This window comes from Streptomyces sp. NPDC046349, assembly GCF_055587885.1.
The window spans coordinates 404,867-431,177 of sequence record NZ_JBVJFK010000003.1 but is presented as its reverse complement, the minus strand read 5'-3'; the positions used below and the strand labels follow the sequence as shown (position 1 = coordinate 431,177).

The 26,311-nt window shown below is 74.4% G+C and carries 23 protein-coding genes and 1 pseudogene; 10 read left to right on the top strand and 14 right to left on the bottom strand.

Features of this window, described 5'->3' with window-relative positions; all coding sequences use genetic code 11:
* Positions 1–36 precede the first annotated feature (36 nt).
* Positions 37–1,023, bottom strand: a complete 987-nt coding sequence (locus ACZ6JS_RS09130) for a LacI family DNA-binding transcriptional regulator (protein WP_469297167.1) — start codon at positions 1,021–1,023, stop codon at positions 37–39.
* A gap of 198 nt (positions 1,024–1,221) precedes the next feature.
* Between ACZ6JS_RS09130 and ACZ6JS_RS09125 the strand changes: the two genes are divergently transcribed.
* Positions 1,222–2,259 (top strand): NUDIX hydrolase, encoded by a 1,038-nt coding sequence (locus tag ACZ6JS_RS09125; protein ID WP_469296987.1) that lies wholly within the window; start codon positions 1,222–1,224, stop codon positions 2,257–2,259.
* A gap of 540 nt (positions 2,260–2,799) precedes the next feature.
* Here the strand turns inward: ACZ6JS_RS09125 and ACZ6JS_RS09120 are convergent.
* Positions 2,800–3,042, bottom strand: a complete 243-nt coding sequence (locus tag ACZ6JS_RS09120; RefSeq protein WP_469296986.1) for an MBL fold metallo-hydrolase — start codon at positions 3,040–3,042, stop codon at positions 2,800–2,802.
* A gap of 153 nt (positions 3,043–3,195) precedes the next feature.
* Positions 3,196–4,560 carry a M20/M25/M40 family metallo-hydrolase gene (locus ACZ6JS_RS09115; protein ID WP_469296985.1) on the bottom strand — a complete coding sequence of 455 codons (1,365 nt, stop codon included), beginning with the start codon at positions 4,558–4,560 and terminating at the stop codon, positions 3,196–3,198.
* A gap of 341 nt (positions 4,561–4,901) precedes the next feature.
* On the opposite strand from ACZ6JS_RS09115, the gene ACZ6JS_RS09110 reads away from it, so the two are divergent.
* Positions 4,902–6,104 (top strand): geranylgeranyl reductase family protein, encoded by a 1,203-nt coding sequence (locus tag ACZ6JS_RS09110; protein ID WP_469297166.1) that lies wholly within the window; start codon positions 4,902–4,904, stop codon positions 6,102–6,104.
* A gap of 233 nt (positions 6,105–6,337) precedes the next feature.
* Here the strand turns inward: ACZ6JS_RS09110 and ACZ6JS_RS09105 are convergent, their stop codons facing one another.
* Positions 6,338–6,799 carry a nitroreductase/quinone reductase family protein gene (locus ACZ6JS_RS09105; RefSeq protein WP_469296984.1) on the bottom strand — a complete coding sequence of 154 codons (462 nt, stop codon included), beginning with the start codon at positions 6,797–6,799 and terminating at the stop codon, positions 6,338–6,340.
* 151 nt (positions 6,800–6,950) lie between these two features.
* Here ACZ6JS_RS09105 and ACZ6JS_RS09100 point away from each other — a divergent pair, with 151 nt between their 5' ends.
* From ACZ6JS_RS09100 to ACZ6JS_RS09090, 3 genes are all read left to right on the top strand, one after another.
* Entirely contained in the window at positions 6,951–7,649 is a 699-nt protein-coding gene (locus tag ACZ6JS_RS09100; protein WP_469296983.1) for a TetR/AcrR family transcriptional regulator, read from the top strand.
* A 162-nt stretch (positions 7,650–7,811) separates the two neighbouring features.
* Entirely contained in the window at positions 7,812–8,774 is a 963-nt protein-coding gene (locus ACZ6JS_RS09095) for a spherulation-specific family 4 protein (RefSeq protein ID WP_469296982.1), read from the top strand.
* A 64-nt stretch (positions 8,775–8,838) separates the two neighbouring features.
* A complete protein-coding gene (locus ACZ6JS_RS09090) occupies positions 8,839–9,312 on the top strand; it encodes a hypothetical protein (protein WP_469296981.1) in 474 nt (157 codons plus the stop codon).
* On the opposite strand, the pseudogene ACZ6JS_RS09085 reads toward ACZ6JS_RS09090, so the two are convergent.
* The 3 genes and pseudogenes from ACZ6JS_RS09085 to ACZ6JS_RS09075 form a co-directional block, all read right to left on the bottom strand.
* Positions 9,303–9,514, bottom strand: a pseudogene (locus ACZ6JS_RS09085) (integrase core domain-containing protein); the annotation flags it as partial. The gene ACZ6JS_RS09090 and the pseudogene ACZ6JS_RS09085 sit on opposite strands and share 10 nt — an antisense overlap.
* Before the next feature lie 261 nt (positions 9,515–9,775).
* Positions 9,776–10,321 carry a hypothetical protein gene (locus ACZ6JS_RS09080; RefSeq protein WP_469296980.1) on the bottom strand — a complete coding sequence of 182 codons (546 nt, stop codon included), beginning with the start codon at positions 10,319–10,321 and terminating at the stop codon, positions 9,776–9,778.
* A 161-nt stretch (positions 10,322–10,482) separates the two neighbouring features.
* The gene (locus ACZ6JS_RS09075; protein ID WP_469296979.1) at positions 10,483–11,226 is read right to left on the bottom strand and encodes a maleylpyruvate isomerase family mycothiol-dependent enzyme; all 744 of its coding nucleotides are present in this window, start codon (positions 11,224–11,226) and stop codon (positions 10,483–10,485) included.
* 38 nt (positions 11,227–11,264) lie between these two features.
* On the opposite strand from ACZ6JS_RS09075, the gene ACZ6JS_RS09070 reads away from it, so the two are divergent.
* The gene (locus ACZ6JS_RS09070; RefSeq protein ID WP_469296978.1) at positions 11,265–11,924 is read left to right on the top strand and encodes an alpha-ketoglutarate-dependent dioxygenase AlkB family protein; all 660 of its coding nucleotides are present in this window, start codon (positions 11,265–11,267) and stop codon (positions 11,922–11,924) included.
* An 85-nt stretch (positions 11,925–12,009) separates the two neighbouring features.
* Positions 12,010–13,287, top strand: coding sequence for an ROK family protein (locus tag ACZ6JS_RS09065; protein WP_469296977.1), 1,278 nt, complete (start codon positions 12,010–12,012; stop codon positions 13,285–13,287).
* Between the two features lie 185 nt (positions 13,288–13,472).
* On the opposite strand, the gene ACZ6JS_RS09060 is transcribed toward ACZ6JS_RS09065, so the two are convergent.
* The gene (locus ACZ6JS_RS09060; RefSeq protein ID WP_469296976.1) at positions 13,473–14,021 is read right to left on the bottom strand and encodes an ATP-binding protein; all 549 of its coding nucleotides are present in this window, start codon (positions 14,019–14,021) and stop codon (positions 13,473–13,475) included.
* A gap of 198 nt (positions 14,022–14,219) precedes the next feature.
* On the opposite strand from ACZ6JS_RS09060, the gene cds1 reads away from it, so the two are divergent.
* Positions 14,220–15,383, top strand: a complete 1,164-nt coding sequence (gene cds1, locus ACZ6JS_RS09055; protein ID WP_469296975.1) for an L-cysteine desulfhydrase Cds1 — start codon at positions 14,220–14,222, stop codon at positions 15,381–15,383.
* A 165-nt stretch (positions 15,384–15,548) separates the two neighbouring features.
* Here cds1 and ACZ6JS_RS09050 read toward each other — a convergent pair whose 3' ends face one another.
* The gene (locus ACZ6JS_RS09050; protein WP_469296974.1) at positions 15,549–16,037 is read right to left on the bottom strand and encodes an SRPBCC family protein; all 489 of its coding nucleotides are present in this window, start codon (positions 16,035–16,037) and stop codon (positions 15,549–15,551) included.
* A 231-nt stretch (positions 16,038–16,268) separates the two neighbouring features.
* On the opposite strand from ACZ6JS_RS09050, the gene ACZ6JS_RS09045 reads away from it, so the two are divergent.
* The gene (locus ACZ6JS_RS09045) at positions 16,269–18,671 is read left to right on the top strand and encodes a hypothetical protein (protein ID WP_469296973.1); all 2,403 of its coding nucleotides are present in this window, start codon (positions 16,269–16,271) and stop codon (positions 18,669–18,671) included.
* Here ACZ6JS_RS09045 and ACZ6JS_RS09040 read toward each other — a convergent pair.
* The 5 genes from ACZ6JS_RS09040 to ACZ6JS_RS09020 form a co-directional block, all read right to left on the bottom strand.
* Complete coding sequence (locus ACZ6JS_RS09040; protein ID WP_469296972.1) at positions 18,622–21,081, bottom strand: right-handed parallel beta-helix repeat-containing protein; 2,460 nt, start codon at positions 21,079–21,081, stop codon at positions 18,622–18,624. The genes ACZ6JS_RS09045 and ACZ6JS_RS09040 overlap by 50 nt on opposite strands.
* A gap of 146 nt (positions 21,082–21,227) precedes the next feature.
* Complete coding sequence (locus ACZ6JS_RS09035; RefSeq protein WP_469296971.1) at positions 21,228–21,839, bottom strand: Rv1733c family protein; 612 nt, start codon at positions 21,837–21,839, stop codon at positions 21,228–21,230.
* A 259-nt stretch (positions 21,840–22,098) separates the two neighbouring features.
* The gene (locus tag ACZ6JS_RS09030) at positions 22,099–22,923 is read right to left on the bottom strand and encodes an MOSC domain-containing protein (RefSeq protein ID WP_469296970.1); all 825 of its coding nucleotides are present in this window, start codon (positions 22,921–22,923) and stop codon (positions 22,099–22,101) included.
* Between the two features lie 52 nt (positions 22,924–22,975).
* Complete coding sequence (locus ACZ6JS_RS09025; protein ID WP_469296969.1) at positions 22,976–23,482, bottom strand: DUF6643 family protein; 507 nt, start codon at positions 23,480–23,482, stop codon at positions 22,976–22,978.
* A 247-nt stretch (positions 23,483–23,729) separates the two neighbouring features.
* The gene (locus ACZ6JS_RS09020; RefSeq protein WP_469296968.1) at positions 23,730–24,902 is read right to left on the bottom strand and encodes a glycosyltransferase; all 1,173 of its coding nucleotides are present in this window, start codon (positions 24,900–24,902) and stop codon (positions 23,730–23,732) included.
* A gap of 417 nt (positions 24,903–25,319) precedes the next feature.
* Here ACZ6JS_RS09020 and ACZ6JS_RS09015 point away from each other — a divergent pair, with 417 nt between their 5' ends.
* Positions 25,320–26,111 (top strand): glutamate racemase, encoded by a 792-nt coding sequence (locus ACZ6JS_RS09015; RefSeq protein WP_469296967.1) that lies wholly within the window; start codon positions 25,320–25,322, stop codon positions 26,109–26,111.
* Positions 26,112–26,311 lie beyond the last annotated feature (200 nt).

Below are 26,311 nucleotides of genomic sequence, written 5' to 3'. Positions count from 1 at the left end.
TCCGTGCCCGCACGGCGCGGCCGATCCGGCGGGGGGTCACTCCGTCGGCGGGAGTTCGCCCGAGCCGCGGGGGACGAGGCGGGTGGGCAGTTCGGTGCGCGTCGGGGGGAGGTTCGTGCCCGACAGGCGTTGGAAGAGGCGGTCCGTGGCCACGCGGCCCAGTGCCGCCGGGTCCTGGGCGACCACTGTGACGCCCGGCCGCAGCAGGTCCGCCAGCTCGAAGTCGTCGAAGCCCACCAGGGCCACCGGGCGTTCCAGGGAGGCCAGGACGCGCACCACGGTGACCGTCACGCGGTTGTTGCCGGCGAAGACGGCGGTCACCGGCTCCCGGCCCGCGAGCATCGACCGCGCCGCCGCCGCGACCCGCCCGGGCTCCGTCGAGCCCAGCGAGACCCAGGACTCGGCCACGGGGAGGCCCGCCTCCGCCATGGCCGCGCGGTAGCCGCTCAGGCGTTCCGTCGCCGTGTGGATGCGGGGGTGGTCCCCGATGAAGCCGACCCGGCGGTGGCCGCCCGCGACGAGGTGCGCGACACCGCCGCGGGCCCCGCCGAAGTTGTCCGACAACACCACGTCGGCGTCGATGCCGCCGGCCGGCCGGTCCACGAACACCGTGGCCACTCCCGCCCGCATCTCCGGCTCCAGGTAACGGTGGTCGTTCCCGGCCGGGATCACGATCAGGCCGTCCACCCGGCGGGCGCACAGCGCGAGCGCCAACTCCCGCTCCCGGTCCGGGTCCTCGGCGCTGGAGCCGTTGATGAGCAGCGCCCCGTGCGCGCGGGCCACCTCCTCCACCGCCCGGTTCAGCGGACCGTAGAAGGGATCGGCGAGGTCCTCCAGGACCAGGCCGACGGTGGCGGTACGGCCCTTGCGCAGCACCCGCGCGCTGTCGTTGCGGCGGAAACCCAGCGCCTCGATGGCCTCCTGGACCCGCTTCTCCGTCTCGGGGGTGACACCCGGCTCGCCGTTGACCACCCGGGACACCGTCTTCAGGCCGACCCCCGCCCGGGCCGCCACGTCCTTCATGGTCGGCCGGTTGCCGTAGCGGGGGTCGGACGGGCGGTGGTTGTGGGGCACGGTCGTGAATCCTCCCTCGTACGCGGGCGAGCGTGCGGGCTCGTGACCTTGAGGATAAGCACTCGGCCGATTAGTGAGGTTTTCGTGGCAGGGTGGGGCGGGCAGGCCACTGGGGGCTCCGGACGAGCCATGGGGAGAGGGGTAGACGTGATTGTCTGGATCAACGGCACGTTCAGCGCCGGGAAGACCAGCACGGCCCGTGAACTGACCGGGATCCTCCCGGACAGCACCCTGTTCGACCCGGAGGTCGTCGGCGACGCGCTGCGGGTGCTGCTGCCGCCCAAACGGCTGGCCGAGGTCACCGACTACCAGGACCTGCCGAGCTGGCGGCGGCTGGTCGTGGACACGGCCTCGGCGATGCTCGCCGAGGTGGGCGGGGTGCTCGTCGTCCCGATGACCTTGCTGCGCCAGGAGTACCGGGACGAGATCTTCGGCGGACTGGCGGCGCGCCGGATACCCGTGCGACACGTGTTGCTCGCTCCTGCTGAAACGATCCTTCGGGAGCGGATCGCGACCCGCACGGAGCCCGGGGCGCCCGAGGACGTGGACGTGCGGGTCCGGCAGTGGGCCTACGACCACATCCCCGCCTACCAGGAGGCCCTCGGCTGGCTCACCGCCGACGCGCACGTCATCGACAACGGACTCCTGACCGTACGGGAGACCGCCGAGCGGATCGCCCAAGCCGTCCGCACGGAGACCGCCCGGGTCTGCGACATCGTGCAGACACCGGAGCCCACACGGGAGACGGTGGCGGCGGGGGTGCTGCTCTTCGACGAGCAGGACCGGGTGCTGCTTGTCGATCCGACGTACAAGGCGGGCTGGGAGTTCCCGGGAGGCGTCGTCGAAGCGGGCGAGGCACCCGCCCGCGCCGGCCTGCGGGAGGTCGCGGAGGAACTCGGCCTCGTACTGGACCGGACGCCCGGGCTCCTGGTGGTCGACTGGGAACGCCCGCAGCACCCCGGCTACGGAGGGCTGCGCCTTCTCTTCGACGGCGGCCGGCTCACCGGCGAAGCGGCCGCGCGCCTGCGGCTGCCCGGCCCCGAGCTGCGGGCCTGGCGCTTCGTGACCGAGGCCGAGGCCGCCGAGCTCCTTCCGCAGCACCGGTACGAACGCCTGCGCTGGGCCCTGCGAGCCCGCGAACGAGGCCGCCCCCTCTACCTGGAGGCAGGCGTCCCCACCGGCTGAGGCGGCCCCCTCCTTCCGGGGCTCGCTTCGCCGCCCGGTCCTGGTGCCGGCCCGTGACGGCGTACGTGCTCGAAAACCATGCGTGCCTCACGGTTTCTCCGTGCGCTCGCCCTCCCTCCCCGGCCCGCCCGTCGGGCTCACGCGCCCATCGTCGGCCGGGCGTTGCGGCGGCGGTCTCGGCCAGGGCGGGGCCGGTGTCCACCGTCAAGGAGTCTCTCCCTCCATGGCCGGAGCAGGCGACCGACGGCGCGAGTCCGGCCGGACGCCGGAAGGATTCCACCGCCCGGACGCGGTCGTCGTTGCGGACGCCCGGCATCAGCGGGCCGACGGCGGCGATGCAGCCCCCCGCGAACAGCGCGCCGTGCCCCGGGAGATGGATGCCGGTGCTGCCGTCCGTGGGACCCGGGACGCGGACGGCGCGCGCACCGCCCCCGGAGTCGCCCGGGCAGGCGGGCCTCCTGGGGGTGGTCGGGCCGTGCGCGTACAGCGGGATCTCGCAGTGCAGGAGCACCGGTTCCGGAACGGGCCGCTCGCCCGGGATCACCGGCGGCGTCCAGCCGGTGCGCGAGTACCGCCGCCCCCAGCGGGCGGCGCACCGGCCGAGCCCACGTGGTCGCGGTGGCAGTGGGTGAGGACGATCCGTTCCGGTCGTTCGGGCTGCAGCCCGAGGGAACGTATCGCCCCTTCGATCTCCGCGGCGGATCCGACGCTGCCCGCGTCGACGAGGGTGAGCGCTTCGCCGTCCTGCCGGAGGAAGGTTTGGCCGATGGATGAGCGGAGCATGTGCAGCCGGTTCGGGAGTGCTTCGACAAGGTCCCTACGGCGGAACGCACGGACGGCCGGCCGCCCCGGGCACGTGACGTCACCGTGAACGCGGTACGCCCGGGGGCGCACCGCGTCCCGGGCGTACTCGCCGGCGGCCGGCAGCGGCCCGGATCAGGCGCGCTTGGACTCCGCGTAGCCGACGAGGAACAGGGCCTCGGCCACCGACAGGCGCTCCAGTTCCTCGGGCGACACGCTCTCGTTGACCGCGTGGATCTGCGCCTCCGGCTCGCTCAGCCCGATCAGCAGCATCTCCGCCTGCGGGTACAGCGACGTCAGCGTGTTGCACAGCGGGATCGACCCGCCCATGCCGCTGATCTGCATCTCCTGGCCGGGGTAGGCGGCCTCCAGGGCCGTCCGCATCGACGCGTACGCCGGGCTGTCGGTGTCCGCCTGGAACGGCTGCCCCTGGCCGACGACCTCCAGCTCGAGGCGCGCCTTCCACGGCGTGTGCGCCTCCAGGTGGGCCTGCAGCAGCTTGACGGCCTGGTTGGTGTCCACGCCCGGCGGCACGCGCAGGCTGATCAGCGCGCCCGCGCTCGCGTGCACCGACGGCGTCGCGCCGACCACCGGCGGGCAGTCGATGCCGAGCACGGTGACGGCCGGACGCGCCCACAGCCGGTCGGCGACGGTGCCCTCGCCGATCAGCTCGACCCCGTCCAGGACCTTCGCGTCGGAGCGGAAGTCCGCCTCCGGATACTGCAGGCCCTCCCACACCGCGTCCGAGGCGAGCCCGTCCACGGTCGTCGAACCGTCCGCGGCGCGCAGCGAGTCGAGTACGCGGATCAGGGCGGCCAGCGCGTCGGGCGCGGCCCCGCCGAACACACCCGAGTGCAGGTTGCCGCCCAGCGTGTCGATCCTCAGCTTCAGCAGGCACATGCCGCGGAGGGTGGCGGTCACGGTCGGCAGGCCGAGACGGAAGTTGCCGGCGTCGCCGATGACGATGGTGTCGGCGGCCAGCAGCTCCGGGTGCGCCTCCGCGTAACTCTGGAGGCCGCCCGTGCCCTGCTCCTCGGAGCCCTCGACGATGACCTTCACGCTCACCGGCACACCGCCGTTGGCCTTCAGCGCGCGCAGCGCCAGCAGGTGCATGATGAACCCGCCCTTGCAGTCGGCCGCACCGCGCCCGTACCAGCGGCCGTCGCGCTCGGTCAGTTCGAAGGCCGGGGAGATCCAGGCGTCGTCGTCCAGCGGCGGCTGCACGTCGTAGTGCGCGTAGAGCAGGACGGTCGGCGCGTCCTCGGGGCCGGGCAGGAAGCCGTACACCGACTGGGTGCCGTCGGGGGTGTCGAGCAGTGCCACGTCCTGGAAGCCCTCGGCGCGCAGGGCGTCGGCCACCCAGTTCGCCGCGGCCTCGCTCTCGCTCTTCGGGAACTGCGCCCAGTCCGCCACCGACTGGAAGGCCACCAGCTCGCTCAGCTCCTGCTTGGCGCGGGGCATCAGCGAGGCGACGGTCTCGGCGATCGGATTCTGGGACATGGGCACGCTCCTTTTGGGTGCGACGTTGTATCCGTGTACGCGTCCCGCGCATGTGCGGGGTGTGCGTATGCCGGGTACGGCAGAAGACTCTTGATCCTCGCACAGCGAGGGTGGGGGTGGTCTCTCGCCGTAGGATTTCCCCGGCATCGGAGCAACCGGGTGATCAGGAGCAGCAACACATCGTGAGCAGCGACGACGACGTACGCGACGCAGGTGCGGATGCAGGCGCAGGCGCAGGAATGGGTGCCGGCGCGGACGCAGCCGCAGACGCAGGTGTGGGCCCGGGCGCGGGCCCGGCCGAGCAGGGGGCGGGCGACGAGGTGGGCGGGGGATCCGGCGAAGTGTGGGACGTGGTCGTGGTCGGAGCCGGTCCGGCCGGGTCCTCGGCCGCGTACGCGGCGGCCACGGCGGGGCGCCGCGTCCTGCTGCTGGAGAAGGCGGAACTGCCCCGGTACAAGACCTGCGGCGGAGGCATCATCGGCCCCTCGCGCGACGCGCTCCCGCCGGGCTTCGTCCTGCCCCTCAAGGACCGCATCCACGCGGTCACCTTCTCGATGGACGGCAAGCTGACCCGCACCCGGCGCTCGAAGCACATGCTGTTCGGGCTCATCAACCGGCCCGAGTTCGATGCCGGCCTGGTCGCGGAGGCGGAGAAGGCCGGCGCCACCGTCCGCACGGGCACCGCCGTGACCCGAGTGGAGCAGCACGGTGCGGCCGTGCCCGACCGCCGGACGGTGGCCGTGGTCCTGGCCGACGGGGAGACCGTCCTGGCGCGCGCGGTGGTCGGCGCGGACGGCAGCGCCAGCCGGATCGGCGCGCACGTGGGTGTCGAGATGGACCAGGTGGACCTCGGCCTGGAGGCGGAGATCCCCGTCCCCGCGACGGTGGCGGAGGACTGGAAGGGGCGGGTGCTGATCGACTGGGGTCCGCTGCCCGGCAGTTACGGCTGGGTCTTCCCCAAGGGCGACACCCTCACGGTCGGGGTGATCTCGGCCAAGGGCGAGGGAGCCGCGACCAAGCGGTACCTGGACGACTTCATCGCCCGGCTCGGACTCGCCGGCTTCGAACCTGCCGTCTCCTCCGGGCACCTGACCCGGTGCCGCAAGCCCGATTCGCCGCTCTCCCGCGGCCGGGTCCTGGTCGCGGGTGACGCGGCCGGACTGCTGGAGCCGTGGACGCGTGAGGGCATCTCCTTCGCGCTGCGCTCGGGGCGGCTCGCGGGGGAGTGGGCGGTGAAGATCTCCGAAGCGCAGGACGCGGTGGACGCGCGCCGCCAGGCCCTGAACTACGCCTTCGCGGTGAAGGCCGGGCTGGGTGTGGAGATGGGGGTCGGCAAGCGGATGCTGACCGTCTTCGAGGCCCGGCCGGGGCTGCTGCACGCGGCGATCACCGGGTTCCGTCCGGCCTGGCGGGCCTTCGCCCGCATCACCCGGGGCGCGACCACCCTGGCCGACATGGTGCGTACGTACCCGCTGGCGCGCAAGGCGCTGCACGTGCTGGACGCGCGGCAGGCGGCGGCCGCCCGGAACGGCGACGGGGCGTAGGCCCGGTCGGCGGGGTTCTGCTCGGCCCGCGGTGCCCGGCACCCCACCGCCCGCTGCGGCGTCGGGTGGACCGTGTACCCCCGGCCCTCAGGGCCGGGGGGCACGGCGACGGACGCCGCAGGCCGGGCCGGGGAACCGGGCCCGAACGCCCCGACCGGCTCCGGCGCGGGCCGACCGCGCCGGGCCTGCGGTGCGGGGCGGTGCCGGGGCTTCGGCGCCGGCTCGGGGCGGTGTCAGCCCGAGGCCGGGACGATCCGGAAGACGGGGTGGTCGCCGGCGATCGCCTGGATCTCCGCGTCGGAGGCCTTGGCGTCGACGCCGCGGAAGAACTGGCTGACCTCCCAGCCCCACTTCTCCAGATAGGTGCGCAGGATCGCGGTCTTCTCGACCGGGTCGTTGATCTCTGCGACGGTGAACGCGCGCACCTTGCGCCCCACGCGCAACTGGCCGCCGCCCGCGACCCGCATGTTGCGGACCCACTGGGAGTGGCCGCGCGCCGAGACGAGGTACTCCGCACCCTCGTACGTGTGCGGGTTGACCGGAATGCGCTGCATCTTGCCGGACGTGCGGCCGCGCACCGACAGCTCGGCGCTGCCGGCCAGGCTGATGCCGGCGCGGGCCAGCTTGCCGAAGAGGGAGTTGAAGCGGGTGACGAGCGGACCGGCCTGGACGTAGTACGGGGTGGGGGCGTTCACGAGGACCTCCGGGCCGTCATTTGGGAGAGCAGTGCTCTCGCTTGCGTCCAGTGTGCATCGGATCGGCGCGCCAAGGCAAGAGCAGTGCTCTTGAAGTAGAGCCCCGGTCCGCTTTCTGGGCAGTGCTCCGCCGCGTGGCACACTGACCCCCATGAACACCGTGCGAGGGGCCAGGGAGCGGGCCCGCATCGAGGTCACCGCCGCCATCAAGGACGAGGCGCGCCGCAGGCTCGCGGCCGACGGCGCCGCCAAACTCTCCCTGCGCGCCGTCGCCCGCGACCTCGGCATGGTCTCCTCCGCCCTCTACCGCTACTTCCCGAGCCGCGACGAGCTGCTGACCGCGCTCATCATCGACGCGTACGACAGCCTCGGCGCCGCCGCCGAGGAGGCCGACTCCCGGGCACTCGCTGCCGGCGCCGCGCCCCGCGACCGCTGGATCGCCGCCTGCGAGGCCGTCCGCGCGTGGGCACTGGAGCACCCGCACGAGTACGCCCTCGTCCACGGCTCCCCGGTCCCCGGCTACAGCGCCCCCGCCGACACCATCGGGCCCGCCTCCCGGGTCGGCAACGTCCTCATCGGCATCGTCCGCGCCGCGTACGAGGGGCACGGGCTCGCCCTCCCGCCGCTGCCGCCCGCTCTCGCCCCCGAAGCCGCCCGGATGGCCGCCGACTTCGCCGAGGGCCTGCCCCCGGCGGTCGTCGCCGCCCTCGTCGCCGCCTGGGCACAGCTGGCGGGTCTCGTGTCCTTCGAGCTGTTCGGCCAGTTCCAGGGCGTCGTCGAGGAACGGTCGGCCTTCTTCACGCACGCGGCCGGGCAGTTGGCGCACGGAGTCGGACTGCCCGCCGTATGACAGGAAGGCGGAAGGGGTGCGCGCCCCTCCGGGAATTCACGTGACGGGGCGACGGCTCGCTCGTCAGTTCCTCACACCAATCCGGGAGGTTCAGCCTTGAACGACGGGCCGTCCGTCTAGTGTTCCTCGGGTCCCCGCCCGCCTCCACCGGAGGAAACGTTCATGCCTCGCGCCGCGAAGGCCTTGTACGCCGTCCTGGCCACCCTCTTACTGGCCGCGCCTGCGCCTGCGCCTTCCGCCGACACGCCGCCGCGCGAAACGCCCACCGCGTCCGCTCCGACCGCCGCACCGGCGCCCAACCCGCCCCCCACCCCCCGGATGCCCGGCGTACGGGGCCTGGAGATCGGCGTCCCCGCATACGTGATGGCGAACGACCGCATGCTGACCGACCTCACCGCCACGGGCCCGGCCCCCTCCGTGGTCGTACTCAACCCGGGTAACGGCGACGCCCCTTTCGGCGCCCCCTGGCGGTCCCGCGCCGACGCGCTCCGCGCCCGCACCACCGCCACCGGCGAGCGGACCAAGGTGCTCGGATACGTCCACACCGACCACGGCAACCGCGACATCGCCGCCGTCAAGGCCTCCGTCGACAACTACCTCAAGACCCCCGACGGACGTCTCCACGTCGACGGCATCTTCTTCGACGTCGTCAGCCGCGACTGCGGCCCCGCCGACGCCACCCGCGACCACTACGCCGAGCTGCGCCGCTACGTCCAGGACGCCATGAACGCCGTGGACCCCGCCGCCCCCGACCTCGTCGTCAACAACCCCGGCACCGCCATAGCGGACTGCTACCTGGAGCCCGGCCGGCGCACCGCGGACGTCTTCGTCACCTACGAGGACACCTACGCCGCGTACACCGGAGCCGGGTGGCTCGGGGGCAACGTCTTCGACCACGACTCCGGCTACCGGCCCGGCACCGAACTCGATCCGAGCGGAACGGCCTTCTGGCACCTGGTCCACGACGTCCCCGACGACGCGGCGATGCGCGCCACCCTCCGTACGGCCTTCGACCGGGGCGCGGGCTACGCGTACGCGACCGACACGGTCATGCCCAATCCCTGGAACACGGGCCCGACATGGAAGTACGCCTCCCAGACCGGCTACGCGGCCACGCTCGGCTAGCGTCGTCCCTTTCGGCTTTTGGAACGAGGCGGCGCCCGCCCGGACGGTCTGCTTGCATGGCCCCATGACCGCCGTGATCACCAGTCTCGTCGCCGTGCTCGGTACGCTGCTCGGTTCTGCGGTGACGCATGCGTTCCAGCAGCGCTCCGCGCGACGTTCGGAGCGCAACGCCCTCGATGCGCAGCACCGGCAGGAGCGGCTCGACGCCTACGGCGCGTACGCGGGGCTGCTCGTGGAGTTCCGGCAGGCCATGCTGCACCACTGGTTCTGCGTGCACCAGGGCCGCGACGCCGAGGACGAGGTCGCGCTGCGCGGGCGTTCGTTCGAGACCCGCTCCCGCGCGCAGCAGGCCCTGTTCCGGATCCAGCTGATCACCGACGACACCGGTCTCGGCACCACCGCGGCCGACGCCTTCACCGCGGTCGGGGCCATCGACCGCGCGCCGGACCTTCCCGGACTCCTCTCCCGGCGGGACGCGACCCGGGAGCTGATCGACGCCTTCGTCGCCACTGCCCGCGGCAGCCTCCAAGTGTATTGACCTGCAGCGTTGTTGATGCACCTGATGGGCGGGTGTCCGTCGAGTGCGGCGTGGCAGCGGTGGTGGTTGTAGGTGTGGAGGAAGTCTGCCAGGGCTGCGGTGCGCTCGTCGTTGGAGGTTAGGGCCGCAGGTAGGCCCCTTCGTCGAGCAGGGTGCGGTTGAAACGCTCGGTCTTGCCGTTGGTCGGCGGCCGGTAGGCGCGGGCGCTTGCCGGCCCGCGCCGAGGTCGAGGCCGACGGCCGTCGCTCCGCGCTCCCGCAGCGCGCGGACGTCATCGGCATGGATTCCGGGAGAGTCTGGTGCAGTGCGAGGCCCGGTCCCACGGGCGGGTGTTGCCCCGATGCAGGACGAAGTCCTAGGCGTGAGCGAGGCCTTCGACTTCCATCGGTCCTATGCGCCCGGTATCGCATCCGCGATCGTCACACCCGTGGAACTGCTCGGAGTGGGACCGCCCCGGCCCGGGTCAGCGGTAGTCGTCCGGGTGGCCCTGCATCCATGTGTTGATCTTGTCCCGGGTGTCGATCAGCAGGGTCTGGTGCGCCTTCAGGTTGGTGAAGCTCCGGTCGCCGCCGAGCTCCGCGTCGAGCTTCGCGATCAGCGCGATCGGTTCGGGGAAGTGCCCGGGGCCCTTCGGGTCCGCCTTCATCGCCGCGTCCAGGCCGTGCAGTTCGTCGTGGACGCGCCCCAGGAAGTAGGCGCACCCGGAAGGCGTGCACGAATCGTCCAGCGTCGCCTGGAGCCCGGCGAAGGCGTCCCGGACCTTCTCCGGCGGCGAGCCGGGGAGGGCGGAGGCGCCCGGTCCGCCGCTCGCCCCGGGCGCCGCCGGGCTCGAGGCGGACCGGCCCGGTACCGAGGACGCGGGCGGCGTTGCGGCCGCGGAGCCGTCAGGGGCCGCGGAGGAGGCCGAGGGCGCGGCGGCCGGCGTGGCCGGCCCCGCGTCGCAGGAGACCGCGAACCCCGCCAGGAACACCGCGGCCACCGCCGCGCCGCGCACCGTGGAACCGAACATCTGCCACCTCCGTGATCTTGAGGAGGCGACCATACCGCTCGTCCGCGCGGCTCCGCGGCCGGGGCGGTCTGCAAAGGGGGCCGGGTCGGCCGCGGGCGGGGCGGGGGCGGGGCGCGAACCGTGCGGGGAGCCGCGCCGGCGGCCGCCCCCGGCCGACGGGCTCAGATTCCGGCCGTCTTTGTCCACAGCGCGGCCAGCGACAGGTCGCCCGTCACCCCCGGACCCGCCAGCGGCAGCCGGTTCCACAGCGCCGCGTACAGCCACGCCGCCTCGCCGGTCACCTCGCAGTCGACCGGGTCGCCGATGTCGCCCGGCACCGTGCGCGGCGGCGCCGGCGAGAGGTGTACGGTCCATGCCGCGCCCGTGTCGGCGGCGCGGATGCGCATCGTCCGCGGCTCCGGGGTCCGCACCCGGCTGCGCGGCCGCGCGTGGAAGCCGGTGAGCAGTTCGTCCACCCCGTCCTCCGCGAACTCCGGCGACAACGGGGAGAAGACGACACCCAGAGCGGCCTCCGCGTCCATCCGGTGCACGGTGGTCTCATGGGCCTGCCGCCGGGCCCAGAAGGCCACCGGGGACGGCGGGGCGGTCGGCAGGAAGGTCCAGCACTGCACATCGGCCGGGGCCTCGGTCAGCGTCCGCACCAGGTCCGCGTGGCCCTCCCGGAACCACGCCAGGAGCTCGCCGTCGACCAGTTCCGGCGCCTCCGGGAAGCCCGTCGGCTCCAGCTGCCGCTCCGCGACGTACCCGGCGGCCCAGCGGTGCACCGACCCGGTGTGCCGCAGCAGGTCGGTGACGTGCCAGCCGGGACAGGAGGGGACGAAGGCGTCGGTACCGGCCCGTTCGGCCACCTCCGCGAGCAGCTCGCCCTCCCGGGCCAGGGTCTTCACGTACTCGGTGATCTGCATACCGGGAGTCTCGCAGCTCCTGCGCCGACAATGGAGGGATGGAAGGGGAGCTCTTCCCGCGCGAGCGGACCGAGATCGCCCCCGGCGCGGTACACGTGCCCGACTGGCTCGGGGCCCGCCGGCAGGGCGAGTTGTTGGCGGCCTGCCGCGAGTGGGCCCGCCCGCCGGCCGGGCTGCGCACCGTCCGCACTCCGGGCGGCGGGGTGATGACCGCCCGGCAGGTGTGCCTGGGCCTGCACTGGTACCCGTACGGCTACGCCCGCACCGCCGTCGACGGGGACGGCGAACCGGTCAAGCCGATGCCGGACTGGCTCGCCGAGCTGGGACGCGAGGCGGTGGCCGCCGCCTACGGGGGGCCGCCCGACCCCGGTGCGGCCGCCTATGACATCGCACTGATCAACTTCTACGACGGGGACTCCCGCATGGGCATGCACCGTGACGCGGAGGAGAAGTCCCCGGCGCCGGTGGTCTCGCTGAGCCTCGGAGACAGCTGTCTCTTCCGCTTCGGGAACACCGAGTCGCGCGGGCGGCCGTACCAGGACGTCGAGCTGCGCAGCGGGGACCTCTTCGTCTTCGGCGGCCCGAGCCGGTCGGCCTACCACGGGGTGCCGAAGGTGCTGCCGGGCACCGGTCCCCGGGCGCTCGGGCTGACCGGGCGGCTCAACATCACGCTCCGGGTCGGCGGGCTGGGCCGATGAGCGTCCCGCCGGTCGGGCCCCGCCGGATCGGCAGGACGCCCCCGGGCGGCGTACGGCACCCTCCGATCATGCGAGGATCGATGCCATGAACGGCAACGGGGCCCCGCCGCGGGTGGGGGATGCGACCACGCCATCGGTGTCGAGCGCGGGCGCGCGGACCAAGCTGGAACGGGGCCGCGGCGCGCTCGGGCCGGCGCTGGAGCTCGTCCACACCGGCCGCGCCCCGACCCGTGCCGTGCTGACGGCCGAGCTGGGGGTCACCCGCGCCACCGCCGGCGCGGTCGCGGCCGAGCTGGAGGCGCTGGGGCTGATCCGGGTCGACTCCCGCCCGGGGGCCTCGGGCGGCGCCGGGGGCACCGGCGGAGGCCAGGGCCGCCCCTCGCACCGCCTCTCGGTGGCCGAGGACGGGCCGGTGGCGCTCGCCGCCCAAGTGCACTCGGACGGCTTCCGGGCCGCCCTGGTGGGCCTCGGCGGCCGGATCGTGGCCACCGCACCCGGCAAGGTCACCGTCTCCGCCGACCCGGCCCAGGTGCTCGGCGCGGTCGTGCGGGCGGGCGCGGAACTGCTCGCGGACAGTGGCCGGCGCTGCGTGGGAGCCGGGCTCGCGGTCCCCTCGGCCGTTGCCGAGCCGGACGGCACTGCGCTGAACCCGCTGCACCTGGCCTGGCCGGCCGGTTCTCCCGTACGGGACATCTTCGCCGAGTGCGTGAAGGACGCCGGGATCGACGGCCCGGCCCTGACCGGGAACGACGTCAACCTCGCGGCGCTCGCCGAGCACCGGCACGGCGCCGGGCGCAGCGCGCAGCACCTGCTGTGCGTGGCCACCGGGCACCGCGGGGTCGGCGGTGCCCTGGTGCTGGACGGCCGCCTGCACAGCGGCAGTTCTGGCCTGGCCCTGGAGGTCGGCCACCTCACCGTGAACCCCGAGGGGCGGGCCTGCCACTGCGGCGGCCGCGGCTGCCTGGACGTGGAGGCGGACCCGCTGGCCTTCCTCACCGCGGCGGGCCGCAGCCCCGGCCCCGAGGTGTCGCTGCTCCAGCAGGCCCGTGACCTGCTGCGCGAGGAACCGGAGGAGCCGGCGGTGCGGGCGGCCACCGAGGAGCTCATCGACCGCCTCGGTCTGGGTCTCGCCGGCCTGGTGAACATCCTCAACCCGGACCGGATCATCCTGGGCGGGCTGCACCGGGAACTGCTGTACGCGGACCCGGAGCGGCTCAGGGCGGTCGTCGCGGACCGCAGCCTGTGGGGACGCAGCGGTGGCGTGCCCATCCTGCCGTGCACCCTGGACCACAACAGCCTGGTCGGCGCGGCGGAACTGGCCTGGCAACCCGTCCTGGACGATCCGCTGGGAGCTCTCGCCTGAGGACCCTCCCGTGTTCCCCGGCGGATCGGTGCGCGGCGTCGGATGCGGCGCATCGCACGGCGGAGGGGCGTCCGCGTACCGGCGTGTCCGGGGGTCCCACAAGGCGGTACGGCGGCGAGGCGGCGTGGTTGTCGTGGTGCGCCCCGCCGGGATGACGCGGCCGGCAGGACGCCCCCGGCAGACGGTCAGCCGGGTCGGACGGCGACCGGCGAGGGGACCGGCAGCGCGGCCGGGACGGTGCCCGGATCGACGGCCACGACCACAGTACGGGCGGGTTCCGGCACGGGCCTGGCCGCGATCGAGACGGGGAGCGTCGGCGCCACCGGCGCGGGCGCCGCCGTCAGGGAGAACCAGACGATCTTGCCGGGCCCGTCGGACCGTTCGCGTACCCCCCAGGCCTCGCTGAGGGCCTCCACGAGGGCGAGCCCGCGTCCGCTGGTCTCCAGCAGCCCGGCCTGCGCCGGGCGCAGCACCGGAAGCCGCGGATCGCTGTCGATGACGGAGACCGTCAGCCGTCCGAGCCGCAGCTCGATCTCGACGACGCAGGTCTTGTCCGGCACCGCGTGGCGGTGCACGTTGCCCAGCAGCTCCGTCACACCGAGCGCGGCCCGGTCTATGAGCGGATCGAGCTGCCAGTGGCGCAACTGGGCCGAGACGATTCTGCGGATTTGGCCGATCCGCGACGGCAAGGCCTGCAGTTCGACGACGCAGTGCCTGCGGGAATGACTGATCACGGCTGCGACTCCCCGACATGAGTGTTACGGGTGCTGCACCCTCGGTAATCCTCCACCAGGGTCACCCACGGTGCGCCGCAGTGCAACCGAACGCGATCGAAAGCGATCCGCATAGATACCCAAAGTGACTATTTGCGCAGGTGGGAGAGGTACATTGCGAAAGGAGGGACGAAAGAGACCCACGAAGGAGCGCGTCGCATGAGCACCACCGGCACTACCGGCACCCCCGGCACCCCGACCACCACCGGTACGACCGCCACGACTGTGGATGTCGACCGCAGCGACGCCGACTACCGCGCCTGGCTCAAAGAGGCCGTGCGCAAGGTCCAGGCCGATGCGAACCGCTCGGCGGACACGCACCTGCTGAAGTTTCCGCTCCCCGAGGCGTGGGGCATCGACCTCTACCTCAAGGACGAGTCCACGCACCCGACGGGCTCCCTCAAGCACCGCCTCGCACGCTCGCTGTTCCTCTACGCCCTCTGCAACGGCTGGGTACGGCCGGGCCGCCCCGTCATCGAAGCCTCGTCCGGCTCGACCGCCGTCTCCGAGGCGTACTTCGCCAAGCTGATCGGTGTCCCGTTCATCGCCGTCATGCCGCGCACGACGAGTCCGGAGAAGTGCCGCCTGATCGAATTCCACGGCGGCGAATGCCACTTCGTGGACGACCCGATGAAGATGTACGAGGAGTCGGCGGAGCTGGCCGCCCGCACCGGCGGGCACTACATGGACCAGTTCACTTACGCGGAGCGGGCCACCGACTGGCGCGGCAACAACAACATCGCGGAGTCGATGTACCAGCAGCTCAAGCTGGAACGTTTCCCCGAGCCCGCCTGGATCGTGGCGACCGCCGGCACCGGCGGCACCTCGGCGACCATCGCGCGCTACGTGCACTACATGCAGCACGACACCCGCATCTGCGTCCCCGACCCGGAGAACTCCTGCTTCTTCGAGGGCTGGACCCGCAACGACCCCGACGCGAGCAGCGACTGCGGCTCGCGCATCGAGGGCATCGGCCGCCCGCGGATGGAGCCGAGCTTCGTGCCCGGTGCCATCGACCGGATGATGAAGGTCCCGGACGCCGCGAGCGTCGCCGCGTGCCGCGCGCTGGAGACGGCCATAGGGCGCAAGGCGGGCGGCTCGACCGGCACCGGCCTGTGGAGCGCACTGAAGATCGTCTCGGAGATGGTGGCGGATGGCCGCACCGGAAGTGTCGTCACCCTGCTGTGCGACCCGGGCGACCGCTACCTGGACAAGTACTACTCCGACGAATGGGTGGCGGCGCAGGGGCTCGACCTCGCCCCCTACGCGAAGACCCTCGACACGCTGCTGACGACCGGCGTCTGGCGCGAACCGACCGCCTGAGGCACGGCCCACCCCGTCTTCGAACCCGTCCGGCAGGGGCGCGGATGGACGCGGCGGCACGCACCGCGCTCCGCGACCGTCTGCGCGCCCTCGTCCGCGACCACCCCGACGAGGTCACCGTCGTCAACGCACACGACCCGTGGGAGTACGCACGCCTCGCCGCGGTCAACGCCCCGTCGCGCGGCGCGCGCCGAGGCGGGCGTCCAGGGTGCGGACCGCCGTGCGGAAGGAGTGGCCCAGGCCCGGGCGGGCGGCGGTCAGCACCAGGCGGAAGGCGGCCGGGCCGTCCGCGGCGAAGGTCCAGCGGACGTGCGTGCCCGAGCCGGCCGGCGTGAGCCGCCACTCCTCCAACAGGGCGCGGACCCCGGGGGCGTTGGTGGTGTCGACCCGGTACGCGTAACGCCGTTCGGGATCGGCGGCCATGATCGTCTCCTGCATGCGCACCCCGCCGAGCAGCTTGATCTCGCGGCCGCCCCCGCCGCACGTGGGGCGGGCCAGCGTCACCGCCCTGAACCACCCGGGCCAGCCCTCCACTTCCTCGGCGAGCGCCCGGTACACGGCCTCGGGCGGCGCCGCGGCCTCGGCGGCGAACACCAGCCGGACGGGCGCGTCGTCGATGAAATCCAGCCCCACCGGGCGGAGTCGGCGAGCCATGGCGGTACCTCCTGAGGCGGTGATCCGGGCGGACGTGCGCGTCACCATAGCCGTGCGCCCGTGAGATGTCCGCTGCGATCCGCCCACAACCTCCTCCGAGCGCCGCGTACGACGGCTCGTGCGCCGTACGCCCCGGTTTCCGCAGGCGGTTCCCCCGTACGGGGCCTGGGCAGCGCCCCCGCCGCGCGGGATCCTGGAGCAGCGCCGATCCCCACGCGAGCGGAGGCGTCCGTGCCCGACCGCCCCCAGACCGAACCGCCACTCGCCCTCGAACTCCTCGTCCACGGCGTCGCCGGAGCCTCCCCGGCCGAACTGCTCGGAGACCCGCGCACCGTCCGCGTCACCGGCGACTCCACCGCCGCCGTGTTCCGCCGCACCGACGACGCCGACGCCGAAGCCCACCCCGAGCGGTACGCGGGACTGCCCGTCCCCGAGGCCTACTGCTGGTCGCGGCTCACCTCCGGCAACGGCGCCCGCGCCCTGTGGCTGCTGCTCCTGCCCTTCATGGTCGCCAACCTCGCCCACTGGGCCAGGCCGGCCGCCCCCACCGGGGCCGCCGCCGACCCCGCGCCGCGCGCGGTGCGCACGTACGGGGTCCTCGTACGGATCCTCGCGCTCAGCCTGACCGTCCTGCTGATCGCGGCCGCCTGCGAGGTCGCGCTCGATCTCGTCGCCTGGCAGTGCGCGGGCCACGCGACCTGCACCGCACCCGGCTCCCCGCTCGGCTTCCTCGCGCCCGACGGCGGCGGCTGGTGGTCCCAGCCAGGGCGCCGCCTCGCCCTCGGGGCACTCGTCCCCACCGTGCTGACCGGGCTGCTCTGGTTCCTGTCGAACCGCACCTGGAGCGCCTACGAATCCCAGCCGCCGCCCGCCGGCGCCGCCGACCCGGACGCCGCCTGCGACACCGCGCCCGCGCTCGGCCGCCCCGGATTCTGGTACGGGCGCCGCATCGTGGCCCGGCTGAGGGCCGCGCACACCGCGGCCGGACTGCTCACCGTCGCGGTGGCCGTCTCCGCGCCGACCGCCGCCCACGACCGCCGGACCGCGGCGACCGCCCCCGCCCTCGAAGTCCTCGGCTGGATCACCCAGGCCCTCCTCGCCGCCGGGGCCGTCACCGTCGCCTGGGTCGTCTGCCGGCGCGGCCGCACCGAAGCCCGCCCCGACCACCGCCTCGACCGGGCCGCCATCAGCCTGCTGCCCGGCGCCGCCCTCGCCCTGCTCACCGCCGTCCTCCTGCACGCCGCCTGGTCGCGCCCGCACTGGACCTCCACCGGCCGGCTCCCCGGCGACTTCGCCTTCGGGGTGATCATGCTCGGCCAGGGCCTCTGCGTACTCGCCCTCGCCGCCGTCGCCCGGCACCTGCACCGCCGGGCCCCCGATCCGGCGGCCGCCCTGCGAGGGCTCGGCGGTCCCGCCGTCGCCATGCTCGGCTGCGCCCTCGGCGGCGTGATGTCGGGCGGGGTCGCCCATCGCGTGGCCGACTGGATGGACGGCGGGGCCACCCCCGGGATGGCGGGCGCTCCGCTGCCCGGGCCGCCCGTCCTGCTGTCCTGGCAGGCCGCCGTGCTGCCCCCGCTGCTCCTCGTACTGGCGCTGCTCGCCGCCTGGTTCGCGGTGCGCGCGGCCCGGACCCGGCGCCGCCTCGCCACGGCCGTCGCGGCCGAATACCCGGGCGAGCGCCCGGACGAGGCGCGCAGCCGCCGCATCGCAGGGGCGCGGACGGCCGCCGCACTCACCGACTCCGCGCCCTGGTTCGTCGCGGCCGTCTCCGGGATCACCCTGGTGCTCGGCGCAGGCGCCCTGGCCGGAGCCTGGCTCAGCGGACAGGTCCCGGGCGAGGCCGCCCGCGGTGCCCCGCCGGTGCTGGAGACCGCCGCCCGCGCCGCCCAGGACGCAGGGTCCTGGCTCATCGGCCTCGGCATCGCCCTCTTCGTCGCCTGGGGCCGTCGCGCCTACCGGGACCCGGCCGCCCGGCGGACCATAGGGATCCTCTGGGACGTCGGCACCTTCTGGCCGCGCGCCGCCCACCCGTTCGCACCGCCCTGCTACGCCGAGCGCGCCGTCCCCGACCTGACCTGGCGGATGGCCGGCTGGACCGGCCGCACCGGCGGCCGCCTGGTGATCTCCGGCCACTCGCAGGGCAGCGTGCTCGCCGCGGCGGCCGTCTGGCAACTGCCGCCGCCCGTACGCCGCCGCGTCGCGCTGCTCACGTACGGATCGCCGCTCGCCCGCCTCTACGGCCGATGGTTCCCCGCCTACTTCGGCCCCGGACCGCTCACCGCCCTGCACCGCGACGTCGACTGCTGGCGCAACCTCTGGCGGGCCACCGACCCCATCGGCGGGCCCGCACTCCCCGGCCCGGACTCACCGGAAGTGGACCGCGGCCCCCTCGCCGACCCGCTCGCCTACGGGCGCAGCGCACGCCACCCGCTGCCCGCGCCGATCCTCGGCCACGCCGACTACCAGGCGGACCCCGCCTTCGCCGCCGAGCGCGCCGCCCTGCTCGCCCGGCTGGAGCGGGCCGTACGGGGCGGAGGGCCCCGCCCAGCGGCAGTCCGGGGGATGCCGGCTCAGCGCCCCGCCGTCAGCAAGGGGTGGGAAGCGTCGGCAGATCCGCCGGGAACAGCAGGGTGAGCTCGTCCGTGCTCGGCTCCGAAAGCTGGGCCACCCGCCCCGCGTGCCGCTCCACCATCGACTCGAAGGTCTGGCGCGCGGTACGGCCGTTGCCGAAGGCGGGCCCCTTGGGCAGCTCCGTGAAATACGCCAGCAGGGCCTCGGCGGTGCCCTCCCCGAGGCGGTACTCGTGCTCCTCCGCCTGCTGCTCCACGATCCGCAGCAGTTCCCCGGGGCCGTAGTCGCCGAAGGTGATGGTCCGGGAGAACCGCGAGGCCACCCCCGGGTTGACGGTCAGGAAGCGCTCCATCTCGGCCGTGTACCCGGCGACGATCACCACCACCGCGTCCCGGTGGTCCTCCATCAGCTTCACCAGCGTGTCGATCGCCTCACGCCCGAAGTCCCGGCCCGAGTCCTCCGGGGCCAGCGCGTACGCCTCGTCGATGAACAGCACCCCGCCGCGCGCCCGCTCGAAGGCCTCCTGCGTACGGATCGCCGTGGACCCGATGTGCTCGCCCACCAGGTCCACCCGGGACACCTCGACCAGGTGGCCGCGCTCCAGGACGCCGAGGGAGGCGAGGATCTCGCCGTACAGCCTGGCGACCGTCGTCTTCCCGGTGCCGGGGGAGCCGGTGAAGACCAGGTGGCGGCGCACCGAGGCGGCCTTGAGGCCCGCCTGCTGCCGCCGCCGGCCCACCTCGATCATGTCGGTGAGCGCCCGTACCTCGCGTTTGACGCTGTCCAGGCCCACAAGCCCGTCGAGTTGCCCCAGCACCTCACCGGACGCCCGCGCGGCCGTCTCCCGAGCCGCGGCCCGCCCCGGACCCGCTGGCCGCGGTACGGACGTCGGGGCCTCCGGGGCCGGCTGTGCCACGTGGCCCCGCGCCGCGGTGACCGTACGGACCCCGGTCTGCGCGCCGGTGAAGCCGCCGCCCGGGGCGGGCTGGGCCGCCTGCCGAGGGCCCGACCCGTCACCGGTGCACTCCTCGACGACGGGACCGTCCTCCGGGAACTCGTAGCCGCCGCGGGCGCAGCGCTCCGTGTGACAGCGGGTCAGCGTGGTGCGGCAGCCGTCGAGGACGTGGAAGCCGAAACCGGAACTGTCCGTCACGCGGCAGGCCGTGAACGTGCCGCGGCCGCCCGCCGACACGTAGAAGCCGGACTCGGCGGGGGAGGTGACCGTGCAGTGCTCGAGGACCGGGTCGGCGCCCTTGGTGACGATCACGCCGGTCTGGACGGCGTCGATGGTGCAGCCGGCGAGGGTGCCGCCGCTGCCGTGGTCGCGGAACCAGGCTCCGGTGGCCGCCTCGCGGACACGGCAGTCGTCGAGCCGCGCGGTGGCCCCGTCGCTCACCGAGACCGCGGTGTTGCGGACCTGGGACAGATCGCTGTCGGTGACCTCGACGGCCGACCCCCGGTCCAGCACGAAGAGCGCGTCGGGCACGTCGTGCACCCGGCAGGAGTCCAGGGACGCGGTGGCCCCGTCGCTGACCCACACCGCCGGATAGTCGCCCGTGCTGTCGTGGATCTCGCAGGACTCGGCCTCCACCCGGGTGCCCGGATCCCACACGGACAGGCCGTTGCGCCCGAACCGGCGCACCGATGTGCGGCTGAGGGTGAGCACCGAACGCGACCTGAGGTCGATCGCGTTCTCCGGAATGTCGTGGATGTCGCACCCGGCCAGGGTGAGCACGGCGTCGGTGTCGAGCGTGACCCCGTCGGCCGAGGTGCGGTGCACCGCGCAGTCGGTGAGGCGGGCGGCGCCGCGCGCGGCGATCTGCACTCCGGCGCCTCTGACCTCGTACACCTCGCAGCCCAGGGCCTCCAGACCCGAACCCTCGCCGGTGACCGCGATGCCCGCGCCCGTGGAGTGGTGGATGCGGCAGCGCTCCAGCCGGGGCCGGCCGCCGCCGCGGACCGAGAAGCCGGTCTGTCCCGAGGCCACGACCTCGCACTCCTCGAACACCCCGCCGCCGCCGTCCAGTACGGCGATGCCGACGCCTGCCGGGTTCTCCACGGTGCAGCGGCGCACCAGGGGCCGGGCGCCGGGGCCGCGCACCTCGATGCCGGCCGCCGAGTGCGTGCTCACCCGCAGGTCGGTGAGCTCGGGGGAGCCGTCCTCCACCAGCAGCGCCGGCGCGGCCCGGTCCTGGCCCTCCAGGTGGAGGTCCTGCACCACGGCCGAGGCGCGCAGGGTCAGGGCCACACCGTCGAGCGGCGCGATCCGCACCGAACCCGAGCCGTCCTCGGGCCCGCGCAGGGTGACGGCGTGCTGCACCACCAGGTTCTCCCGGTAGGTGCCCGGGGGGATGGACAGCACGTCCCCGTCGCCCGCGACGGCGAGCGCGGCGGTCAGCGTCGGATATTCACCGGAGCGGCGCCGCCACCGCGAAGAGCCGCCGTGCGTCACCTGGACCGTGCCCTGAACCATGGTGCTGTCGTGCCCCCACCCTCGTGCTCGCGCTGCCGATGCGGCCGGAGCCGCTGTTGTCCGAGGCCGCTCGCGGGGCTGTTGCCACAGGAGCGACCGGTCCGGCCGCACCACCGTAGCGCGCGCGGAGCGGATGGGCCGCCAGGTCAGCCACCGGCGTCCGCCCGGCCCCAGTCCGGCCCGGCGGCCGCCCATGCCCGGTCCAGACGTACGTACCGACGGTGCATGAGGCGTCGTACGACGAGGCGGTGGACCGTCACGGCCAGGACGGCCACCCCGGCCGCGGCGGCCAGGCCCGCCGTCCCCGCGTGGAAGGAGGCGGCCGACGGGTCGAGCGGCTGTCCCACCAGGCGCCCCCGTGCGTCGGTCCATATGCGGAACCGGTCGCCGGGGTGCGGCGGTTCCTCGGCGGCCGGCACCGTGCCCTCGTGGCTGCTGCCGTCGGGCGCGGTCCAGGAGGCCACGATCTGCGTGCGCCGCGGGGCCGTCCGCTGGGCCGAAGGGTCGGCGGACACCTCCTCGGCCGGTGCCGCGGCATGCCGGACCACCACGGCCGGGACGAGATGCCGCTCCTGCCGCTGCGCGTACGCGGCCTGCTGCAGGGTGCCGTCCACGCGCAGGCCCGCTACCCAGCCGACGGCCGGAGCCACCACCACGACGCACACCAGCGCGGCGAACGCCACCCACGCCTCGAAGAGATCGGTTGGCCGCCGCAGCGGATTGCGCCGCCATCGCCACACACCCATTGCTGTCCGCACGGTCCGGCTCCCCCTACTTGCGCCAGTCTCCGCCTGCCTGCGCGCCCACGCCTTCCGCATGCCCCGGGGGACGCGTTCCGGGACGCACGAGACATGTGCCACCCGATCCGGAACCGGTCGTCCGGTGTCACTGCCCGTGCGGGTACCCACCTGTTCTGACTGATCCAACGGCCTGGTCACGCCGGTTGGTTCCAGCTCGGGGGCGGAGCCCCCCGAAGGTGTCATTCCTGTGGTCCGGTCGCCACCCGCGGGCGATGCGTCATGCGAGGATGCGGACCTCGTCGCCGACGTGCACGGTGCCCGGCCGCAGCGGCACCAGCAGCCGCCCGAAGACGAGGGACGTGCCGATCCGGCGGTGCCGGGCGAGGGTCTTCAGCGGTTCCCTGCCGCGCTCGGCCGTCCGCTGGTCGGTGGTGGTGACGACGCACCGGCCGCATCCGCGCGCGCCGCGGAAGAGGGCGTCGCCGATCGCGATGCGCTGCCAGCCGTCCTCCGCCCAGGCCTCGGCCCCCGAGACCACCACGTTGGGCCGGAAGCGGTTCATCGGCAGCGGACCCTCCTCCGGGTGGTCCCCCCGCGCGATCAGCGAGTTGAGCGCGTCCAGCGAGGCGAGTGTGGTCAGCAGCAGCGGGTAGCCGTCGGCCAGGCTCACCATCTCGCCTGGCAGTGCGTAGTCGGGGTCCACCGGACGACGTACCGCCGGGTCGTCCAAGTGCACCAGCCGGACCGGAACCCCGAGGAACGCGCTGAACCAGTCGGCCGCGGCCCTCGCCGCGACCACGGTCTCGACCTTCTTCCCGAACAGCGACACCGGCTCCAGCGGACCCGGCTCGGGCACCTCCACGACCAGTTCCGCCATGTCCGGAGCGGTCAGCGCGATCCGGCCGCCGCCCAGCGGTCGCGCGGAAGCCAAGGCCAGCCGGGCATGCCGGCGTTGGGTGAGGACCGTGCCCTCGGGGTCGATCAGGGCCCACCGCCGGTCCCCGGACAGACCCCAGGGCTCCACGGCCACCTCGTCGGGAGCGGTCCCCGCCACCGACTTGACGGGGTGGACGTGGAGCGCCTGAACGTGCAACTTCGACATGGGGGCATACTGCCAGCCCGCTCCGCCGTCCCGGCGCGCGTGAGGGGCCCGGTCAGTAGCCGCGTCCCTGGTAGGGGCGGCCGTAGGGATCCTCGTACGAGGGACCCGCCACCGGTGCCGGCACCTGCATGGGGCGCGGCGCGGCCGGACGCATCGCCTCGTAGCCGGTGGCCATGGCCGCCGGGCGGGGCTGCTGCGGTTGGGGCTGCGGCACGTACCCGGCGCGGGCCGCGACCGGCTGCTGCTGGGGAATGTAGGGAGCGGGCGCGTTCTGCAGCGGCATCGGCTGCGGAGCGGCCTGCTGCTGGTACGGGTACCCGTATGCCGGAGCCTGCTGCTGAGGGGTGGCAGGCGGCAGTGCGGGCAGGGCCGACGGGAGGGCCGGCAGGTACCCACCGCTCGAATAACCCGCGCTCGGGGACTCGTAGGCGGCCGGGACGCGGATCGGGGCGATCTGCGGAGTGCCGCGTTCGGCGACGAGGGAGTCGTAGATGGGGGTGTCCGGGAAGGAGGGCGCGGAGTAGTAACCGCCGCCATAAGTGGAGCGGGGGGAGGTCATGAGACATAAGTTAAGCCCACGAATTCACGGGGTCCATAGCGAGGTGCGGTCAACACCGCGCTGACCTGCATATTCGCAGGTCAGAGCCACAGCTTTCACTTGGCGTTCACGTGCACGATTTCACCACTTCCATACCACCTTGGTCCAACTCGTACCCACCGGTTGCGCGTTGCGCCGACTTGTTGCTGACACAGCGTCACAACGCGGTGACCTCGGATGACGCAGGTCGGGGCGGCGGTCCGTCGTTTCAGGCGTCGCTCGGGCGGGCATAGGTTCGGCCCTTCCACGACGCGCCCCGCCCGCGGTAGTGCTGGACGGCCGAGTCGACGGTCATCAGCAGGTACAGCAGCGCCGTGAACGGAAGCAGCGGCGCGAGCGCCGCGGGCTGGCCGTAGTAGCGCAACATCGGCAGGTAGGTGCCGGCCATCAGCAGCCAGGCGAGTCCGCCGGCCCACGCGGCGGCGGGCCGCCCGGTGGCGAGACCCGCCAGGACGGCGGCCGGGGGCACCAGGTAGACGAGCGCCAGTGCGGCGACCGTCCCGGCCAGCAGCAGGGGCCGGTGGCGCAGTTGCGCGTACGCGCTGCGCGAGACCATCCGCCACAGGTCCCCGAGCACCGGGTAGGGGCGGATGCTGTCCACCCGCTCCGCGAGCCCCAGCCAGATCCGGCCGCCGGAGTCCTGGACCGCGCGGGCCAGGGAGACGTCGTCGATGACTGCCTGGCGGATACGGTCGGGGATCCCGGCCCGCACGGCGGCACTGGTGCGCAGCAGTACGCAGCCGCCGGCAGCCGCGGCGGTCCGTGCGGAGGGCCGGTTGATCCGGCGGAAGGGGTAGAGCTGGGCGAAGAAGTAGACGAAGGCCGGTACGACGAGCCGCTCCCACGGGCCGGCGACACGCAGCCGGGCCATCTGCGAGACGAGGTCGAGGTCGGCGGAGGCCGCAGCGGAGACCAGCTCGCGCAGACTGTCCGGTTCGTGTGCGATGTCGGCGTCGGTGAGCAGGAGGAAGTCGGGTTCGGTGGCGTGCGCGGTGCGGGCGAGCATGATGCCGTGGCGCAGGGCCCACAGCTTGCCGGTCCAACCGGGCGCGGGGTCGCCGGGGGAGACGACGGTCAGCGGGAGCCCCGGCTGCTCGGCGGCGATCCGGAGGGCGAGAGCGCCGGTGCCGTCCGTGCTGCCGTCGTCCACGAGGACGACCTCGGCCTCACCGGGATAGTCCTGGGCGATGAGCGAGGACAGGCTGAGGGGCAGTACCCCGGCCTCGTCCCGGGCGGGTACGACGATCGCCACGGACGGCCAGCGGTCGGGGGCGGTGCGCGCGGGGAGCCGGACGTCGGTGCGCCAGAACATGCCCTGGGCGAGGGTGAGCCAGAGCCATGCGGCGAGGGAGGCGAAGGACGCGGCGGTGAGGAGGCCCATGGCGGCAGTGTGCCGGGCGGCCGGGCCCCTGTCCCGCACCCGACACCCCGGTGCGGCGCCCCTCCCGGCGGGGCCGGCGGACACGGGCGTCGCGGCGCCCCCGCGGCGGCCCGGGCGGGCGCGGCGGTGCCGTGCGGGCCCGCGGGGGTGCCGCGTACGGCCTCCGTGGTTCGGGCGGCTGCTGGCGGGGGTGGTGGTCCGCCGGGGTGGAGGCGGGGCGGTGAGCGCGGTGCGGGGGCGGGTGCGGCGGTGCGGCCTCCGGCTGGGGCGGCTGTTGGCGGAGGTGCGTCGGGGGCAGGCGGGCGGTGAGCTTCGTGCGGGGACGGGTGCGGCTGTGCGCCGGATGGGCGGCGCGGAGGGGGCCGGATGTGGTCGGCGCCGGGTCCGGCGGGAGCCGGTGTCGACTAAGGTGGCCGGGTGAAGATCGCGCTCATGGACTCCGGAATCGGCCTCCTCGCGGCGGCCGCAGCGGTGCGGCGGCTGCGGCCGGACGCGGATCTGGTCCTCTCCTCCGACCCCGACGGGATGCCCTGGGGTCCGCGGACTCCCGACGACCTCGCCAGGCGGGCGCTGGCCGTGGCCCGTGCGGCCGCCGCGCACCGCCCCGACGCGCTGATCGTCGCCTGCAACACCGCCACCGTGCACGCCCTGGACGCCGTGCGGGCCGAGCTGGAGCCGGCCATCCCGGTCATCGGGACCGTACCGGCGATCAAGCCCGCCGCCGCGGCCGGCGGCCGGATGGCCATCTGGGCCACCCCCGCCACCACCGGCAGCCCCTACCAGCGCGGGCTGATCCGTGACTTCGCCACCGGCGCCCGGGTCACCGAGGTGCCCTGCCCGGGGCTCGCCGACGCCGTGGAGGCCGCCGACGACGCCGCCGTGACCGCGGCCGTCGCCGCGGCCGCCGCCTTGACCCCGGCCGACGTCACCGACGTGGTGCTCGGCTGCACCCACTACGAGCTGACCGGGGCCCCCATCCGCGCCGCCCTCGCCGCGCGGACCGGGGGAACGGATCTGGTCTACTACGGCTCCGCCGAGCCCGTGGCCCTCCAGGCGCTGCGCCGCCTCGGCGTCACCGCCGAGCCCGGCCTGCCCCGCACGGGCGGCCTGACCGTCCTGCACAGCGGCCGCGAGGCGGCTCTGCCCGCCGCGGCGTTCGCCTACGCGGAGGGCCGGCTGCTGTCGGGCCAGGGCGCCCCCGTCGGCTGACTCCTGCCCGGAGGCCGTCCGGTCCGCCGCGTGGACCGCCGCCGGACACGTCGTCGCGCGCTGATGCCGGCGCGGTGACGGCTGCGGCGCGGCCGGCTCCCGCTCCACCCGCCACGCCCTTCTGCGGGACGGACCGCGAAGCCGACGGCTCGTCGCCGACCCCGGAGTGCCGCGTCCCCGCCGGAGCCGTCACCGGCCAT

Bases quoted from the DNA above. Each gene is read 5' to 3' on its own strand.
- ACZ6JS_RS09130 (WP_469297167.1), bottom strand. From the start codon at position 1,023: ATGAAGGACGTGGCGGCCCGGGCGGGGGTCGGCCTGAAGACGGTGTCC.
- ACZ6JS_RS09120 (WP_469296986.1), bottom strand. From the start codon at position 3,042: ATGCTCCGCTCATCCATCGGCCAAACCTTCCTCCGGCAGGACGGCGAA.
- ACZ6JS_RS09115 (WP_469296985.1), bottom strand. From the start codon at position 4,560: ATGTCCCAGAATCCGATCGCCGAGACCGTCGCCTCGCTGATGCCCCGC.
- ACZ6JS_RS09100 (WP_469296983.1), top strand. From the start codon at position 6,951: ATGAACACCGTGCGAGGGGCCAGGGAGCGGGCCCGCATCGAGGTCACC.
- ACZ6JS_RS09095 (WP_469296982.1), top strand. From the start codon at position 7,812: ATGCCTCGCGCCGCGAAGGCCTTGTACGCCGTCCTGGCCACCCTCTTA.
- ACZ6JS_RS09090 (WP_469296981.1), top strand. From the start codon at position 8,839: ATGACCGCCGTGATCACCAGTCTCGTCGCCGTGCTCGGTACGCTGCTC.
- ACZ6JS_RS09080 (WP_469296980.1), bottom strand. From the start codon at position 10,321: ATGTTCGGTTCCACGGTGCGCGGCGCGGCGGTGGCCGCGGTGTTCCTG.
- ACZ6JS_RS09075 (WP_469296979.1), bottom strand. From the start codon at position 11,226: ATGCAGATCACCGAGTACGTGAAGACCCTGGCCCGGGAGGGCGAGCTG.
- ACZ6JS_RS09070 (WP_469296978.1), top strand. From the start codon at position 11,265: ATGGAAGGGGAGCTCTTCCCGCGCGAGCGGACCGAGATCGCCCCCGGC.
- ACZ6JS_RS09065 (WP_469296977.1), top strand. From the start codon at position 12,010: ATGAACGGCAACGGGGCCCCGCCGCGGGTGGGGGATGCGACCACGCCA.
- cds1 (WP_469296975.1), top strand. From the start codon at position 14,220: ATGAGCACCACCGGCACTACCGGCACCCCCGGCACCCCGACCACCACC.
- ACZ6JS_RS09050 (WP_469296974.1), bottom strand. From the start codon at position 16,037: ATGGCTCGCCGACTCCGCCCGGTGGGGCTGGATTTCATCGACGACGCG.
- ACZ6JS_RS09040 (WP_469296972.1), bottom strand. From the start codon at position 21,081: ATGGTTCAGGGCACGGTCCAGGTGACGCACGGCGGCTCTTCGCGGTGG.
- ACZ6JS_RS09030 (WP_469296970.1), bottom strand. From the start codon at position 22,923: ATGTCGAAGTTGCACGTTCAGGCGCTCCACGTCCACCCCGTCAAGTCG.
- ACZ6JS_RS09025 (WP_469296969.1), bottom strand. From the start codon at position 23,482: ATGACCTCCCCCCGCTCCACTTATGGCGGCGGTTACTACTCCGCGCCC.
- ACZ6JS_RS09020 (WP_469296968.1), bottom strand. From the start codon at position 24,902: ATGGGCCTCCTCACCGCCGCGTCCTTCGCCTCCCTCGCCGCATGGCTC.